Here is a 14,678-nt window from a genome sequence, read left to right as displayed (position 1 = left end):
CGCAATCACGGACGGAAAACCGCTTCACACTTTTCCTGGGATTGCTCAGTTCAATCCAAGCGCAGCGAGCTGCGCATCGACCTCGGCTCGCCATTCGGCCAGCAGGGTCTCGTTGGGCGTATGCCGCAGGCCGAAACGCGACAGCGTTTCGAAGCGGACGGAGCCGGAATGGCCAAAACTGGCGGCGACGCGCGGATACCAGTAGGCGACGGAAGCCTGCGCTTTGGCGCGGCCCTCCTCGTCACCGGCGATGCACACGAGGCCGGCAAGGCCAAGCTCCGCATGGCGCGTCTCGCGCGGCAGGATGGCGCGGAAAATCTCGGCGAGCGGCTGGTAGGAGACGCGCGACAGTTCCTTCAACTGCACGACGCTCGCCCGGCCCATCAGCACGTTCATGACGACGGCATCCACCCAGCCTTGCAGCGGATAGTGGAAGACGGAGAGGCGCATGTCGCCGCCCTGCCGTGCCGCGCCGATATCGGCCTCGCGGGAAAGCCGCTCGGCCCAGGGATGGTGCACGGCGTAGCGCCCGCCATTCGCGCCGAAGGTTTCCATGACCTGCAAGACCTTGCCGGCGTGATCGGCCTTTTCCAGCACGATGCGGGCGGCGGAGATGCGCTCCTGAATGCCCGGCGCATCGTTGATCGTATCGGCGAAGCCGGCGGAACCGGCCAGTTCGCTGTCGACAAAGCTCGCCATGAGGCGCAAGAGTTCGCCGCGATAGCGCGGCGGCACATTGGCGGGCGAGGAGAGCACACCACCCTCAGCCAGATAGTCTTCGATCGGCATCGTATCGGACATGAAAATTCCCCTTACTGGTCGTAGCTGACGACGATGCGGTCGGTGAGCGGGAAGCACTGGCAGGTCAGCACATAGCCCTGGCGCACCTCGTAATCTTCCAGCGCGTGGTTGACCTCCATCTCGGCCTCGCCCTCAATGATCTTGGCTCGGCAGGTTGAACAGACACCGGCCTTGCAGGCATAGGGCGCGTCCATGGCGTTTTCGAGCGCGGCGTCGAGCAGGCTCTGGCCCTGTTTCGGGAACTTGAAGGTGCGGGTCGCGCCGTCGAGCGTGACGGTCGCCTCGCAGGTCGCGCCCTGGTCCGCGCCGTTCGCCTTCTCCACCCTGGCGCGCGCCCGGCCGGGCTGCGAGGAGGCGAAGAGTTCGAACTTGATCTGGTCGTCACGCAGGCCATGCTCACGAAGGGCGGCAGCGATCGCCAGCATCATCGGCTCCGGGCCGCAGATGAAGGCGGTCGTCACAGATTTCGGGTCGATCCAGTTCCTGAACAGCGCCGCGCACTTTTCACCGTCGATGCGGCCGGTGAAGAGGTCGATATCCTGCGCCTCGCTTTCGAGGATATGCAGCACCGAGAAGCGCCCAAGATAAAGGTTTTTCAGGTCCTCCAGTTCCTCGCGGAACATGATCGAGCTGATCTGGCGGTTGGCGTAGACCAGCGTGAAGCGCGCGCGCGGTTCACGCGACAGCACCGTCTTGATGATCGAGAGCACCGGCGTGATGCCGCTGCCGCCGGCAAAGCCGAGATAGTGTTTTGCGGCGTCCGGCTCCAGCGCGGTGAAGAACGCGCCCATCGGGGGCATGGCCTCCAGCGTGTCGCCGGCCTTCAGGCTTTCGTTGACCCAGGTGGAGAAACAGCCGCCGTCGACGCGCTTGATGCCGACCTTCAGGACACCCTCGTCCTTGCCGGCGCAGATCGAATAGGAGCGGCGCAGCTCCTCGTCCTCGAACTTGCGGCGGAAGGTCAGGTACTGGCCTTGCGTGAAGTCGAAGACAGCGCGGTCCTCTTCGGACGGCCGGAGCGTGACCACGACCGCATCGCGCGTCTCGCGGCGAACGTCGGTCACGGTCAGGGAATGAAAACGTGCCATGTGCGGGCCTTCTCCCTAGAGCATTTCCGGCCGGAGCGGCATCGCTTCGGCGTCGGATCATGCGGTAAAAACAGGAAACCAGAGCGTGTCAGGCGAATTCCGGTTCGCCGGAATCGCTTCCGGTCAGATGCACTTGAAATAGTCGAACGGTTCCAGGCAGTCCGTGCAGCGATAGCTCGCCTTGCAGGGCGTCGAGCCGAACTGGCTGATCTTTTCCGTGCTCGCCGAGCCGCAGCGCGGACAGGCGATGGTCAGGTTCGACCGGCCGGAGAGCCGGTCGATGCGTTTCATCAAGACGCCGTCGGTGGCCGTGCCATCGATCGGCGGGGCGATGCCGTAGTCGCGCAGTTTTTCGCGGCCCTCGGCGCTGATCCAGTCCGTCGTCCAGGCGGGCGAGAGACGGCGCTCCAGCTTCACCTTGGCAAGGCCCTTTCCGGTGAGCGCCGTCTCGATATCGAGATTGATCACCGTGGTGGCGGGACAGCCCGAATAGGTCGGCGTCACCGTCACGACAAGTGTATCGTCCCGCCATTCGACATCGCGGATAATGCCGAGATCGGTGAGCGAGATGACCGGGATTTCCGGGTCCGGCACTTCGGAAAGCCAGTGCCAGACCTCCTTGACCGAGGGACGAAGCGCCGGGTCCATCGCCGCCTCCTACCAGGTCGCGCCCGGATAGGCGCGTTGCAGGAACTGCATCTCGGTGAGGATGAAGCCGAGATGCTCGGTGTGAACGCCGCGCCGGCCGCCCTTGTGCATGTAGCCGTCGGCCGGCTTCTTCAGCGTGCCCTCGGAGAGCGTCTCCGCGACGATCTCGTCCCAGCCCGCCTTGAGGCTTGCGGGGGCCGGGATGATGCCGGCCTCGACCAGTTCGGCGTCGAGCGCATCGCTCATGAACATCTCGCCGGTGAAGGGCCAGAGTTCATCCAGCGCCTCCTGCATGCGGCGGTGGCTTTCCGCCGTGCCGTCGCCGAGGCGGATGACGAGATCGCGGCTGCGGTCGAGATGATAGGAGACTTCCTTGAACGCCTTTTCCGCGATCTCGGCGATGCGGGTGTCGGAGGACCCCTTCAGCGCCTTGAGGAGCAGATAGTGCCAGGCGTCAAACAGGAACTGCCGCATCAGCGTCTTGCCGAAATCGCCGTTCGGGCGCTCGACGATGAGGATGTTGCGGAATTCGTAACCGTCGCGCAGATAGGCGAGATCGTCGGCGGAACGGCCCTTGCCTTCCACCTCGCCGGCAAGGCCGAGCCAGAGCTGCGTCTGGCCGATCAGGTCGAGCGCGGTGTTGGCGAGCGCGATATCCTCCTCCAGCGCGGGCGAGTGCCCGCACCATTCGGAAACGCGATGGCCGAGGATCAGCGTGTTGTCGCCGATGCGCAGCAGGAATTCGAGAAGCGCCGCGCCCGACATCACATGTGCCCCACTTCGTCCGGAATGTCGAAGAAGGTCGGGTGACGATAGACCTTGGAGTTCGACGGATCGAACAGCGGGCCCTTTTCCGAGGGCGCGCTGGCGGTGATGTCAGAGGATTTCACCACCCAGATGCTGACGCCCTCGTTGCGGCGCGTATAGACGTCGCGGGCGTTGTTGACAGCCATTTCGGCGTCAGGCGCATGCAGGCTCCCGACATGGCGATGGTTGAGGCCGTGCTGGCCCCGGATGAAAACTTCCCAAAGCGGCCATTCGCTGGACATCGTGCTCTCTCCCTTACTCGGCGGCGATTTTTGCCGCAGCGCGGCGGTCGGCGGCCTTTTCGGCATGCGCCGTCAGGCCGTCGCGGAACCAGGCGCCGTCATTCCAGGCCTTCTTGCGGGCGTTGAGGCGCTCCGCATTGCACGGGCCGTTGCCGGCGATCACGTTGAAGAATTCCTCCCAATCCGGCTCGCCGAAATCGTGGCCGCCCTTTTCCTCGTTCCACTTGAGGTCCGGATCCGGCACGGTGAGGCCGAGATATTTTGCCTGCGGCACGGTCTGGTCGACGAATTTCTGGCGCAGCTCGTCGTTGGAGTTCTGCTTGATCTTCCAGGCCATCGACTGCGCCGAATGCACGGAGGCATCGTCCGAGGGGCCGAACATCATGAGGGACGGCCACCACCAGCGGTTCAGCGCGTCCTGCACCATGGCCTTCTGGGCCGGCGTGCCCTTCACCATCTTCATCAGGGCGTCATACCCCTGGCGCTGGTGAAAGCTTTCTTCCTTGCAGATGCGCACCATGGCCCGCGCATAGGGGCCGTAGGAACAGCGCTGCAACGGCACCTGGTTCATGATGGCCGCGCCATCGACCAGCCAGCCGATTGCGCCGATATCGGCCCAGGTCAGCGTCGGATAGTTGAAGATCGAGGAATATTTCGCCTTGCCGGAATGCAACTGCTCGTACATCTGGTCGCGGCTGATGCCGAGCGTTTCGGCGGCGCAATAGAGGTAGAGGCCGTGGCCGGCCTCGTCCTGCACCTTGGCGAGCAGGATCGCCTTTCTTTCCAAGGTGGGTGCGCGGGTGATCCAGTTGCCTTCCGGCAATTGGCCGACGATTTCCGAATGGGCGTGCTGGCTGATCTGGCGCACAAGCGTCTTGCGATAACCCTCGGGCATCCATTCCTTCGGCTCGATCTTCTGGCCGGCGTCGACGCGCTCCTGGAAGGCGCGCTCCACGGGGTCCATCTCGTCGAGGGACCGGACGCGAGCGGCATCGGTCTTCACCATCTGGGCATACATGGTCTTTCCTCCTTGCTGGCGCGTCAGACGCGCTCGAGAATGATGGCGATGCCCTGACCGACGCCGATGCACATGGTGCACAGTGCATAGCGCCCGCCCTGGCGGTGGAGCTGATAGGTGGCTGTCGTGACGAGCCGCGCGCCGCTCATGCCGAGCGGGTGGCCGATGGCGATGGCGCCACCGTTCGGGTTCACATGCGGCGCATCATCCGGCAGGCCGAGATCGCGCAGAACCGCGAGCGCCTGCGAGGCGAAGGCTTCGTTGAGTTCGATGACGTCCATCTGGCCGAGCGTCAGGCCGGCGCGTTCCAGCACCCGGCGCGCCGCCGGAGCCGGGCCGAACCCCATGATGCGCGGCTCAAGCCCCGCCGCCGCCATGGCGACGACGCGCGCCTTCGGCGTCAGGCCCTGCGCCTTGGCGGTCGCCTCATTGGCGATGAGCAAGGCGGCCGCGCCGTCATTGACACCCGAGGCGTTACCCGCGGTGACAGAGAGGTCCGGGCCGTTGACGCCCTTCAGCTTAGCAAGCTGCTCGGCCGTCGTGCCGGGACGGGGATGTTCGTCGGTGTCGACGACCAGCGGATCGCCCTTCTTCTGCGGCACGGAAACGGACACGATCTCATCGGCAAAAAGGCCGGCCTCATGCGCCGCCGCCCAACGGGCCTGGCTCAACGCAGCAAAAGCGTCCTGGTCCTCGCGGCTGACGGCAAAGTCGGCGGCAACGTTGTCGGCCGTCTGCGGCATGGAATCGACGCCGAAGGCCTTCTTCATCTTCGGATTGACGAAGCGCCAGCCGATCGTCGTGTCATAGACGGCATTGGCACGCGAAAAGGCGCTGTCGGCCTTGGGCATGACGAAGGGCGCGCGGCTCATGCTCTCGACGCCGCCGGCGATGACGAAATCGCAGTCGCCGGCGCGGATGGCGCGGGCGGCCATGCCGACGGCGTCCATGCCGGAGCCACAGAGGCGGTTGACGGTGGTGGCGGGAATGGAGACGGGAAGGCCGGAGAGCAGCACGGCCATGCGGCCGACATTGCGGTTGTCCTCGCCGGCCTGGTTGGCGCAGCCGTAGATGAGATCGTCTACTTTCGACCAGTCGACGCCTTGATTGCGCGCCATCAGCCCGCTGAGCGGCACGGCGGCCAGATCATCAGCACGCACCGACGACAGCAGCCCGCCATAACGGCCGATGGGCGTACGAACGGCGTCGCAGATAAAGGCTTCGGACACGCGGCTTCCTCCCTGATATCCAAGGGTCGATCCGTTCCTCCAGAAACATTGACCGACCGATCGGTTATCTATTTAGCACTCGACACATCACAAATCAATGGGATTTTCCCTGAATTCTGTGATGTCTCATCGCAGCAGCAAGCATCATACCACAAACCATGCTTTTCCCTATGAAAAGTCGACCCGGCGCGCCTCGCGCAACAGGGAAAGACGACGCAGCGTTGCCTCGCTCGCTTCCGGCAAAGCACCGGCCGCCGTAACGAAGTGGCGGGCGACATGCAGATCCGCCTCGGGGGAGAGGCCGAGGTAAAGGTCGGAAAAGAGCGCCCTGGCCGCCTCTCCCGGCCAGTCCACGGGCAGGGCCGTCTGCGGCAGGCGCGGATCGCGCAGTACGACGAGACGGAACTGGTGCACGAGCACCAGCCGGGCGACGAGGCTTTCCGCTGCGCCGAGCCGCACCCCGCCGGCAAGGAGATCGGCGAGGCGCCCGAAGCGCCGGAGGAAGCCGTCATAGGCCTCGGCATGCAGCGCAAGGTCCCAATGGTCGGCCGCAAAGGCGCCAAGGTCCCCCTCGCCGCTAACCACGTCACCCCGGAACACGACGGCCGGTTGCTTGAGAAGCGGGAGGGCGCGCGCACCCACCGCTAACCGCGGCCCCAGCCGGGCATGGCCTGCCCGCTCAAGGGTCTGCATCGCCTCGTCTGGCGCCGTTCCGGTCAACTGCACAAAATGCCACTCGGCCGCTTCCGGTGGACCGAAGAGCAGGCGGGCAGCGGCGGCAAACTCCGCCCGAGCGGGCGCGGCGAGGCGGTAGAAGCTTCGCCGCCCCTCCCGCTCTCCGGACAATTGCCCGGCCGCGACAAGGCGCGAGACGGCGGTGCGCACCAACGTCTCGCTGATGCCGACGGCAGCGCAGGTCTCGATGAGATTGCCGGTCCACACCACGCCGCCCCGCGGCTCCACGACATCGCCATAGATGGTGACGATGAAGCTGGCGGCCTTCAGCGGGCTCTCCTCGATGATGGTCCTGAGCATCGCGCCAAACATGCTCTCCATCCTGTCCTTGTCCGCCGGCAAACCAGCCCCCTGCCCTCGTTCCATTTCGATAGTGGCCGAGGACTAGCCCAGAATAGGCCGTGGCGGGAAGCCCCGCCCGGAAATCCGCAGATAAAGGCATATTCTCGTCAGCAAATATTAAGTTGCATCTGCCATCGTCCGTCGATCGTCGGAGGCCGGGCAGAACCCTTCCCGAGCAGACAGGGCGCGTGGGGACAGACGAACCGCGATGAACGACCGGAATACGCAGCTCTCCCTTCACGGGCTGGGATGTTACATCCCCGCCATCGTCGTCGCATTTGCCGCGCTGATCGCCATTTTCCTTGCCGATTCCCAGAAGCAGCGGCTGGAAGAGGAGTACCTGCGCTCCTTCACCACGGAACAGCTCGGCGTGCTGCGCTCGCGCCTCGAAGGCAATATCCAGGGTGACATCAATCTCGTACAGGGCCTCGTCGCGGCGCTCTCGACAGAGCCCGACATGTCACCGAGCCGCTTTGCCGACCTTGCCGGTCGCATCTTCCGCAAGGACACGCAGCTGCGCAATCTTGCCATCGCGCCGGACTTCGTCGTCTCGCTCGTCTATCCGGTCAAGGGGAACGAGCGCAGCATCGGCCTCGACTACCGCAAGAACGAGCGCCAGCGCGCCGCGGCCATGCAGGTGAAGGCGCTCGACCGGCTCATCGTCACCGGCCCGGTCGATCTGGTGCAGGGCGGGCGCGGCGTGATCGCGCGCTACCCGATCCATGCCGGGCGGAACAACGCCTTCATCGGCATCGCCTCCGCCGTGATCGACCTCGACAGGCTCCTGGACAACAGCGGCTTCGGAAAAGACCTGAAGGTCGCCGTTTCGCTTTCCAGCCGGCCGCATGTCGGCGGCGAGGCACGAACCTTCTTCAGCACGGCCACCCCCGTCGATGCCGACCCCGTCGTCATGACGATCGACATCGGCCACGAAGCCTGGACCATGTCTGCAGCGCCATTGGGTGGCTGGCGCCAGCCGTCCGCCGATCTCACCCTGTTTCGCACCGGCCTCGCGCTGCTGGCCATCATCATCGTCGCCCCCATGTTCTGGGTCGGTTACCTGATGAAGGACCGCCATCGGCATATCCTGGCGCTTCAGGACCGGGAGGATCAGCTGGAAACCGTCTCGCAACGCCTGCAGCTCGCGCTCGACGCCTCGCGCGTCGGCGTTTGGGAATTCGACACGGAATTGGCGACACTCACCTGGGACGCCCGCATGCGCGCCCTCTACAACGTGCCGCCCGACCAGCCAATCTGCCGCTACGAGGACTGGCGCACCGCGCTTCATCCCGACGATCTGGAAGAAGCCGAACGCGTTTTTTCGGACGCCATCGAGGCCGAGAGGCCCTATCTCACGGAATTCCGCGTCCTGACCGTCGGCGGCGACATCCGCCATATCCGCGCGCACGGCATGACCTATCGCGCCTCGTCAGGCGCAAAGCGTATCGTCGGCGCGAACTGGGATGTGACGGAGGACATCCGCCTCCAGGCCGAACTGCTTGAGGCCAAGCTGACGGCGGAGGCGCAGAACCGCGCCCTGGAAGACGCTCGCCTCGTTCTGGAGCACAATTCACTGCACGATGCCCTCACCCGGCTTCCCAACCGGCGTTTCCTCGACCAGCAGCTCGCGCTGGCCGGTATCGGCGAGGACACCCGTCCCCTCACCCTGCTGCATATCGACCTCGACCGCTTCAAGGACATCAACGACACGCTCGGCCACGCCGCCGGCGACGAGGTGCTGAAACAGGCGGCCGGTGTACTGCGTGCCCATATTCCGGCAGCGGACTTCATCGCCCGCATCGGCGGGGACGAATTCGTGCTCCTGTCGCGCCGTGAGCCGACAGAGGCCGATTTCGGCACCCTCTCCGCCCGCCTCATCGAAGCGATCAGCGAGCCGATGGCGATCGAAGGCCATGACTGTCGTATCGGTGCGAGCATCGGCATTGCAACGCGCAACGATGCGGAAGAATCCGCCGAGCAGTTGCTCGTCAATGCCGATATCGCGCTCTACGAAGCCAAGCGCCGTGGGCGCAACCGCGTGGAAGCCTTCAACGACGAGCTCCGCCTGCGCACCGTGGAGGTCAAGCGGCTCGGCGACGACATTCTGCGCGGTCTCGAACGCGGAGAATTCCACCCCTACTTCCAACCGCAATTCGATGCCGAAACGCTGGAGATCGTCGGCGTCGAGGCGCTGGCACGCTGGCAGCACCCAACACGCGGCATCATCATGCCCGATGTGTTCCTGCCCGTGGCCGAGACCCTCAATGTTGTCGCCCGGATCGACGAGGCCATCCTCGAACAGGCCCTGTTCCAATCCATGCGCTGGGAGGGACAGGATCTCGACATCGCCCGCGTCTCCGTCAATGTCTCCTGTCAGCGCCTGCGCGACGACAACCTTCTCGAAAAGCTGCGCGCGATGAACATTCGCCCGGGTTCACTGACCTTCGAACTGCTGGAATCGATATCCTTCGATACGCTCGACGACGGGCTGAAGCAGGCCATCGACGGCATAAAATCCCTCGGCATCGAAATCGAGATCGACGATTTCGGCACCGGCCACGCCTCCATCGTGAGCCTCCTGGAGCTGTCTCCGGCGCGGCTGAAGATCGACCGCCGGCTGGTGCAGCCGCTGCTCGAATCTACGGCACAGCAGAGCCTCGTCCGCTCGATCATCGACATCGGCAAGGTGCGCGATATCGAGACGGTTGCGGAGGGTGTCGAAACATTGGCCCATGCCGAGCTGCTGCGCGGCCTCGGCTGCCATATCCTGCAGGGCTATGCCTTTGCCCGGCCCATGGGCGCGGATGATTTCCTCGCCTTCGCCAAGGCTCGCAGCTGGATGCCGGCGGCGAAGACCGGCCTTACGACGGCAAGAGCGAGCTGAGCGTATCCGCAACCGCCCGGCCGTCATGCTGGCCGCGCTGCCAGGGATCCTCGAACTCACCGATCACCCGCTCGATGCCGAGCCGCATGCCCACCTCTTCCAGCGCGCCATTGCCGAGATAAGCAAAGCGGCCGACGGTCTTTTCGAAAGGCAGCAGCTGGTGGTTTGCCAGGACGTGGGTGAAGGGACGCCCATCCGCCCCCGCCTGCCGCCGCCAGAGCGCGGTGGCAATCTCCAGCATGCGCGCCACATCCAGCCCGCGGGTCTCCCGGCATTGCAGCATGTTGCCGATGAAGATGCGCCGGGCATGCGCATTGCGCGCTATGGCCGGAACGATGCCCTCGACCAGAAAATGCGGCAGGACGCTGGTGAAGAAGCTGCCCGGCCCGAACACGATGGCATCGGCGCTTTCGAGACTTTCCAGCACGGCCTCGTTGGCCGGCACAGCCGCGCCGCCCCGGCCGGACAGCACAATGTCGCGGATGCCCGTCGCACTCGCCGCATCGTCGAGCGCCGTCACCCTGTGCTGCCCCTCAACCCCGGTGCCATCATTCAAAACGGCGGAGAGGTCGACACCATCGGCGGCCGTGGACGGCCAGACATGGCCGGCAATGTCGCAGAGCTTGCGGAAGACGAAGATGGCGGTGTTGATGTCGCTGTTGTGGGCGAGATGCGCGCCCGTCAGGATGAAGTTGCCGATGCTGCCGTTGCGGAAATCGAAGTCCGCCCCGATCGCCGCGCGAAAGGTGCGCAGGTAGTTGAGGATAGCGCCGCGCAGGCCCGGCTCCATGCGCTCCAGCAACGGGTGCACGCCCTCCGCGTAGAGCGCGAATTCCGTGCGGGCATCATCTTGCGTGCCGCTGGTCATGCGCGCATTGCAGACCTTGACGACATCGCCCGCCCGGCCTTCGCCATGCGCCATGGTCATCAGCGCCTGGCGGATGTCACCGACGGCGAGCACGCCGAGGTTCTCGCGGATGATCTTGGAACTGCCGCCGCTGTCCCAGGCCGGCACGATGCGCGTCAGTCGCACCGGCTTGGAAAGCAGCGCCAGATTGGTCGTGCGGCACGCAGTGCCGCCCGAAAAGAGCACGATATGCGGCAAACGGCTTTCAGCCATCCGATCTCCTCTTGGTTTCACGCAATTTCGAGCGCAAAACCGCTGCACACCTTTGCTGGAATTGCTCCAGCTTACGGCCCGATATTATACGCAGCCCCGATGAGGGTCTTTGTATAATCCTCCCGCGGGGCGCTGAAAATGGCGTCCGTGGGACCTTCCTCCACGATCTTGCCGTCCTTCATGACCACCACATAATCGCTCATCGCACGCACCACCGACAGGTCGTGGCTGATGAAGACATAGGAAAGGCCGTAGCGGGACTGGAGATCACGCAAGAGCTCGATTACCTGCCCCTGCACCGAACGATCGAGCGCCGAGGTCGGCTCGTCGAGGATCACCGCCTGAGGTTTGAGGATCATCGCCCGCGCGATCGCGATACGCTGCCGCTGGCCGCCCGAAAACTCGTGCGGATAGCGGTTGCGCGCCGCGGGGTCGAGCCCCACCTCCTTCAGCGCCGCGATTGCCCGCTGGTCGCGGTCGGCTCGCGAAAGCTGCGGCTCGTGCACATAAAGCCCCTCGGTAATGATCTCGCCGACCGTCTGGCGCGGCGAAAGCGAACCGTAGGGATCCTGGAAGACGACCTGCATGCTGCGCCGGAGCGGCCGCATGCCGGTCCGGTCGAGGCCGGAAATATCCGTCTTGCCGAAGCGATAGGCGCCCTTGCTGGAGATGAGCCGCAACAGCGCCCGCCCGAGCGTCGATTTTCCCGAACCGGATTCGCCGACCACGCCGATCGTCTGCCCTTCGTGCAGGCTGATGCTGACATTGTCGACAGCCCGGAAGGTGTTGGCGCGTTTCTTCAGGAAGCCGCCGTCGATCTTGTAGTCGACGATGACATTGCGGCCCTCGAGGATGATCGGCGCGTCATCCGCCGGGACCGCCTTGCGGCCATGCGGCTCGGCCTCGATCAGCATGCGGGTGTAGTCGGCCTGCGGATTGTCGAAGATGTCGGCCGTCCTGCCCTGTTCGACGATCTCGCCGCGCCGCATGACGACGACGCGTTCGGCAAAATGCCGGACGATGCCGAGGTCGTGCGTGATCAGCACGATCGCCATGTCGAAGCGCTTTTGCAGATCGCGCAGCAGTTTCAGGATCTGTGCCTGGATCGTCACGTCGAGCGCCGTCGTCGGTTCGTCGGCGATCAGGATGTCCGGCTCGTTGGCAAGCGCCATGGCGATCATCACGCGCTGGCGCTGGCCGCCGGACATTTCATGCGGATAGCTGTCGATACGGCGCTCGGGCTCCGGAATGCCGACCAGCTTCAGGAGCTCAAACACACGCGGCCGGGCTTCCTTCCGCGTGCCGCCGCGGTGATGCACGATGACCTCGGCGATCTGCTTGCCGACAGGATAGAGCGGATCGAGCGAGGTCATCGGCTCCTGGAAGATCATGGTGATTTTTGCACCACGGATCTCGTTGAGCGCCTTCGGCGGCAACCCGACCATCTCCTGCCCGCGATATTTCGCGGAGCCCGTGACCCGGCCGTTGCTCGCGAGCAGTCCCATGATGCCCATCATGGTCTGGCTCTTGCCGGAGCCGCTCTCGCCGACCACCGCCAGGGTCTCGCCGGGGCGGACATCGAGGTTGATGCCCTTCACCGCATTGACGTCCCCGTCCGGCGTCGTGAAGGACACCTTCAGGTCGCGCACGGCAAGGATCGGCTCCATGGTTTTCTGTGTCTCTGCCATGTCAGCGATCCTTCGGGTCGAATGCATCACGCAGCCCGTCGCCGACGAAATTCAGCGAGAAGAGCGTGACGACGAAGAAGATGGCGGGAAAGATGAGCAGCCAGGGCGCGGACTGGATGTTGTTGGCGCCTTCGGCGATCAGCGAACCCCAGCTCGTCAGCGGCGCCTGAACGCCGAGGCCGAGGAAGGAGAGGAAGCTTTCGAGCAGGATCACCTTGGGCACGATGACCGTGACGAAGATGACGACCGGGCCGATCGTGTTGGGGATGACGTGCCGGCGGATGATCTGCCAGTCCGTCAAGCCCAGAGCCTCCGCCGCACCGATGAACTCCCGTCGCTTCAAAGACAGCGTCTGGCCGCGCACGATGCGGGCCATGTCGAGCCACTCCACCGCACCGATGACGATGAAGATCAAGACGAAGCTGCGGCCGAAGAAGACGACGAGCACAACAACCAGGAAGACGAAGGGCAGCGAGTACAAAATTTCGACGAAACGCATCATCACGTTGTCGACGCGCCCGCCCATGTAACCCGAGATCGCGCCGTAGACGACGCCGATACCGAGCGAGACGAGGCTGGCGAGAAGGCCGACCGCGATGGAGATCTGCCCGCCGAGCATGACGCGCGCCATGAGGTCGCGCCCGTTTGTGTCGGTGCCGAACAGGAAGTATTCCCGGTCGACCACACCCTTCAGCGTGAGCTTACGCCCCTCGTCCTCGGTCGCCGTGACCTCGGTCTTGTCGAACTCGTTGGCCCGGTCGAAGTAGCGCGTGGCGCGTGGATCGATCGGGTCCTTGGCGGTGATGACCGCCGTGAAGGCTTCGCCCTCGACGGAAAAGGACTGCAGCTCGACGCGGGCGCGGGTGGCGACGCCCTTCATCGCCTCTTCCAGTGAATCCTCGCCCGGCCGCGGCTCGAGGCTCGGCGGGATGGTGACATAGGAAGAGAAGACCTGGTCGTAGCTGTGGCTGATGAAGAACGGACCGAAGAAGGCGAAGCACGCGATCAGCACCAGCATCACCGAACCGGCCATGGCCGGGCGGTTGCGGCGGAAGCGCATGACGGCGAGCTGGAAGAGGCTACGCCCCTTCACCTCGCTCCCGGGTACGGGGGAAACGACGGCGTCAGTCATGGCGAACCCTCGGATCGAGCAGGCCATAGAGAATGTCGACCAGCAGATTGAAGACGATGACGAAGATGGCGATCAGGACGACCGTGCCCATGACGAGCGTATAGTCGCGGTTGATCGCCCCGAGCACGAAATAGCGCCCGACGCCGGGGATGGTGAAGATGGTCTCGACCACGGCGGAGCCGGTCAAAAGAGCGGCAGCGCAGGGCGCGAGATAGGACACGATGGGCAGCATGGCGCCGCGCATGGCGTGCACCACGACCACCGATTTTGCCGGCAGGCCATAGGCCCGCGCGGTGCGGATGTGGTCGGTGCGCAAGGCCTCGATCATCGAGCCGCGGGTCAGGCGCGCGAAAACCGCTAGCTGCGGCAGGGCGAGCGCGATCATCGGCAGGATGAGGAAGCGCAGCGAACCGTCGCCCCAGCCACCCGCCGGAAGCCAGGCGAGCACGATGGCAAAGATCAGCGTCAGGACCGGCCCGACGACGAAGTTCGGCACCGTGACGCCGACCGTCGCGACCGACATGACCGCGAAATCCAGCGCACTGTTCTGACGCAAGGCCGCAATCGTACCGACGATGACGCCGCCGATAAGCGCCAGGAGCAGCGCATAGAAACCAAGTTCCATCGAGTAGGGCAGACCCTTGCCGATGAGTTCGGCAACGGTGTTGTCCTTGTAGATGTAGCTCGGTCCGAAATCGCCGCTGACGGCATTGCCCATGTAGGTGAGGTATTGGCGCCAGAGGGGCTGATCGAGCTGGTAGGCTCGCATCAGATTTTCCATCGTGGCAGGCGGTAGAGGGCGTTCGAGGTTGAACGGGCCGCCGGGCGCAAAGCGCATGAGAAAGAACGAGATTGTGACGACGATGAATAGCGTCGGCACGGCGCTTGCTAGGCGCCGCAGAACGAATGCAAACATGACTAGGTCTCCCCAGATACGAAAGTGC

General features: G+C 64.6%; 13 protein-coding genes. 1 reads left to right on the top strand and 12 read right to left on the bottom strand.

Going from position 1 to position 14,678, the window contains the following annotated elements:
- Window positions 1-45 precede the first annotated feature (45 nt).
- The 8 genes from EXZ48_RS00820 to paaX form a co-directional block, all read right to left on the bottom strand.
- A complete protein-coding gene (locus tag EXZ48_RS00820) occupies window positions 46-801 on the bottom strand; it encodes a Phenylacetic acid catabolic protein (RefSeq protein WP_130514018.1) in 756 nt (251 codons plus the stop codon).
- Between the two features lie 11 nt (window positions 802-812).
- Window positions 813-1,889, bottom strand: a complete 1,077-nt coding sequence (gene paaE, locus EXZ48_RS00815) for a 1,2-phenylacetyl-CoA epoxidase subunit PaaE (RefSeq protein ID WP_130514017.1) — start codon at window positions 1,887-1,889, stop codon at window positions 813-815.
- A gap of 123 nt (window positions 1,890-2,012) precedes the next feature.
- On the bottom strand, window positions 2,013-2,537 hold the full coding sequence (gene paaD, locus EXZ48_RS00810) for a 1,2-phenylacetyl-CoA epoxidase subunit PaaD (RefSeq protein WP_130514016.1): 525 nt from the start codon (window positions 2,535-2,537) through the stop codon (window positions 2,013-2,015).
- Window positions 2,538-2,546: 9 nt separating this feature from the next.
- Entirely contained in the window at window positions 2,547-3,302 is a 756-nt protein-coding gene (paaC, locus tag EXZ48_RS00805; protein WP_023516150.1) for a 1,2-phenylacetyl-CoA epoxidase subunit PaaC, read from the bottom strand.
- Window positions 3,302-3,586, bottom strand: a complete 285-nt coding sequence (paaB, locus tag EXZ48_RS00800; protein WP_068399310.1) for a 1,2-phenylacetyl-CoA epoxidase subunit PaaB — start codon at window positions 3,584-3,586, stop codon at window positions 3,302-3,304. Before paaB ends, paaC begins: the two co-directional genes overlap by 1 nt.
- Window positions 3,587-3,599: 13 nt before the next feature.
- Window positions 3,600-4,604 (bottom strand): 1,2-phenylacetyl-CoA epoxidase subunit PaaA, encoded by a 1,005-nt coding sequence (gene paaA / locus EXZ48_RS00795; RefSeq protein ID WP_130514015.1) that lies wholly within the window; start codon window positions 4,602-4,604, stop codon window positions 3,600-3,602.
- Window positions 4,605-4,627: 23 nt separating this feature from the next.
- The gene (gene pcaF, locus EXZ48_RS00790; RefSeq protein WP_130514014.1) at window positions 4,628-5,833 is read right to left on the bottom strand and encodes a 3-oxoadipyl-CoA thiolase; all 1,206 of its coding nucleotides are present in this window, start codon (window positions 5,831-5,833) and stop codon (window positions 4,628-4,630) included.
- A 168-nt stretch (window positions 5,834-6,001) separates the two neighbouring features.
- Complete coding sequence (paaX, locus tag EXZ48_RS00785; RefSeq protein ID WP_371687631.1) at window positions 6,002-6,910, bottom strand: phenylacetic acid degradation operon negative regulatory protein PaaX; 909 nt, start codon at window positions 6,908-6,910, stop codon at window positions 6,002-6,004.
- Between the two features lie 208 nt (window positions 6,911-7,118).
- On the opposite strand from paaX, the gene EXZ48_RS00780 reads away from it, so the two are divergent.
- Window positions 7,119-9,794, top strand: a complete 2,676-nt coding sequence (locus EXZ48_RS00780; protein ID WP_130514012.1) for an EAL domain-containing protein — start codon at window positions 7,119-7,121, stop codon at window positions 9,792-9,794.
- On the opposite strand, the gene EXZ48_RS00775 is transcribed toward EXZ48_RS00780, so the two are convergent.
- The 4 genes from EXZ48_RS00775 to oppB form a co-directional block, all read right to left on the bottom strand.
- Window positions 9,772-10,914 (bottom strand): gluconeogenesis factor YvcK family protein, encoded by a 1,143-nt coding sequence (locus tag EXZ48_RS00775; protein WP_245461872.1) that lies wholly within the window; start codon window positions 10,912-10,914, stop codon window positions 9,772-9,774. The genes EXZ48_RS00780 and EXZ48_RS00775 overlap by 23 nt on opposite strands.
- A 71-nt stretch (window positions 10,915-10,985) precedes the next feature.
- Window positions 10,986-12,629, bottom strand: a complete 1,644-nt coding sequence (locus EXZ48_RS00770; RefSeq protein WP_165909251.1) for an ABC transporter ATP-binding protein — start codon at window positions 12,627-12,629, stop codon at window positions 10,986-10,988.
- Window positions 12,604-13,734, bottom strand: a complete 1,131-nt coding sequence (locus EXZ48_RS00765) for an ABC transporter permease (RefSeq protein WP_023515827.1) — start codon at window positions 13,732-13,734, stop codon at window positions 12,604-12,606. The genes EXZ48_RS00770 and EXZ48_RS00765 overlap by 26 nt, the downstream gene beginning before the upstream one ends.
- Window positions 13,727-14,650 (bottom strand): oligopeptide ABC transporter permease OppB, encoded by a 924-nt coding sequence (gene oppB, locus EXZ48_RS00760; protein ID WP_023515826.1) that lies wholly within the window; start codon window positions 14,648-14,650, stop codon window positions 13,727-13,729. The genes EXZ48_RS00765 and oppB overlap by 8 nt, the downstream gene beginning before the upstream one ends.
- Window positions 14,651-14,678: the final 28 nt, after the last annotated feature.

Source organism: Shinella sp. JR1-6, from assembly GCF_004284735.1.
Taxonomy (GTDB): Bacteria; Pseudomonadota; Alphaproteobacteria; order Rhizobiales; family Rhizobiaceae; genus Shinella.
Note: the sequence above shows the minus strand (reverse complement) of the source record. Positions and strands in the feature narration are given on the sequence as shown.

What these genes read in the sequence shown, in the direction of transcription:
- paaA (WP_130514015.1), bottom strand. Translation starts at nt 4,604, where the DNA reads ATGTATGCCCAGATGGTGAAGACCGATGCCGCTCGCGTCCGGTCCCTC.
- EXZ48_RS00765 (WP_023515827.1), bottom strand. Translation starts at nt 13,734, where the DNA reads ATGACTGACGCCGTCGTTTCCCCCGTACCCGGGAGCGAGGTGAAGGGG.
- EXZ48_RS00770 (WP_165909251.1), bottom strand. Translation starts at nt 12,629, where the DNA reads ATGCATTCGACCCGAAGGATCGCTGACATGGCAGAGACACAGAAAACC.
- paaB (WP_068399310.1), bottom strand. Translation starts at nt 3,586, where the DNA reads ATGTCCAGCGAATGGCCGCTTTGGGAAGTTTTCATCCGGGGCCAGCAC.
- paaE (WP_130514017.1), bottom strand. Translation starts at nt 1,889, where the DNA reads ATGGCACGTTTTCATTCCCTGACCGTGACCGACGTTCGCCGCGAGACG.
- paaD (WP_130514016.1), bottom strand. Translation starts at nt 2,537, where the DNA reads ATGGACCCGGCGCTTCGTCCCTCGGTCAAGGAGGTCTGGCACTGGCTT.
- oppB (WP_023515826.1), bottom strand. Translation starts at nt 14,650, where the DNA reads ATGTTTGCATTCGTTCTGCGGCGCCTAGCAAGCGCCGTGCCGACGCTA.
- paaC (WP_023516150.1), bottom strand. Translation starts at nt 3,302, where the DNA reads ATGTCGGGCGCGGCGCTTCTCGAATTCCTGCTGCGCATCGGCGACAAC.
- EXZ48_RS00775 (WP_245461872.1), bottom strand. Translation starts at nt 10,914, where the DNA reads ATGGCTGAAAGCCGTTTGCCGCATATCGTGCTCTTTTCGGGCGGCACT.
- EXZ48_RS00780 (WP_130514012.1), top strand. Translation starts at nt 7,119, where the DNA reads ATGAACGACCGGAATACGCAGCTCTCCCTTCACGGGCTGGGATGTTAC.
- EXZ48_RS00820 (WP_130514018.1), bottom strand. Translation starts at nt 801, where the DNA reads ATGTCCGATACGATGCCGATCGAAGACTATCTGGCTGAGGGTGGTGTG.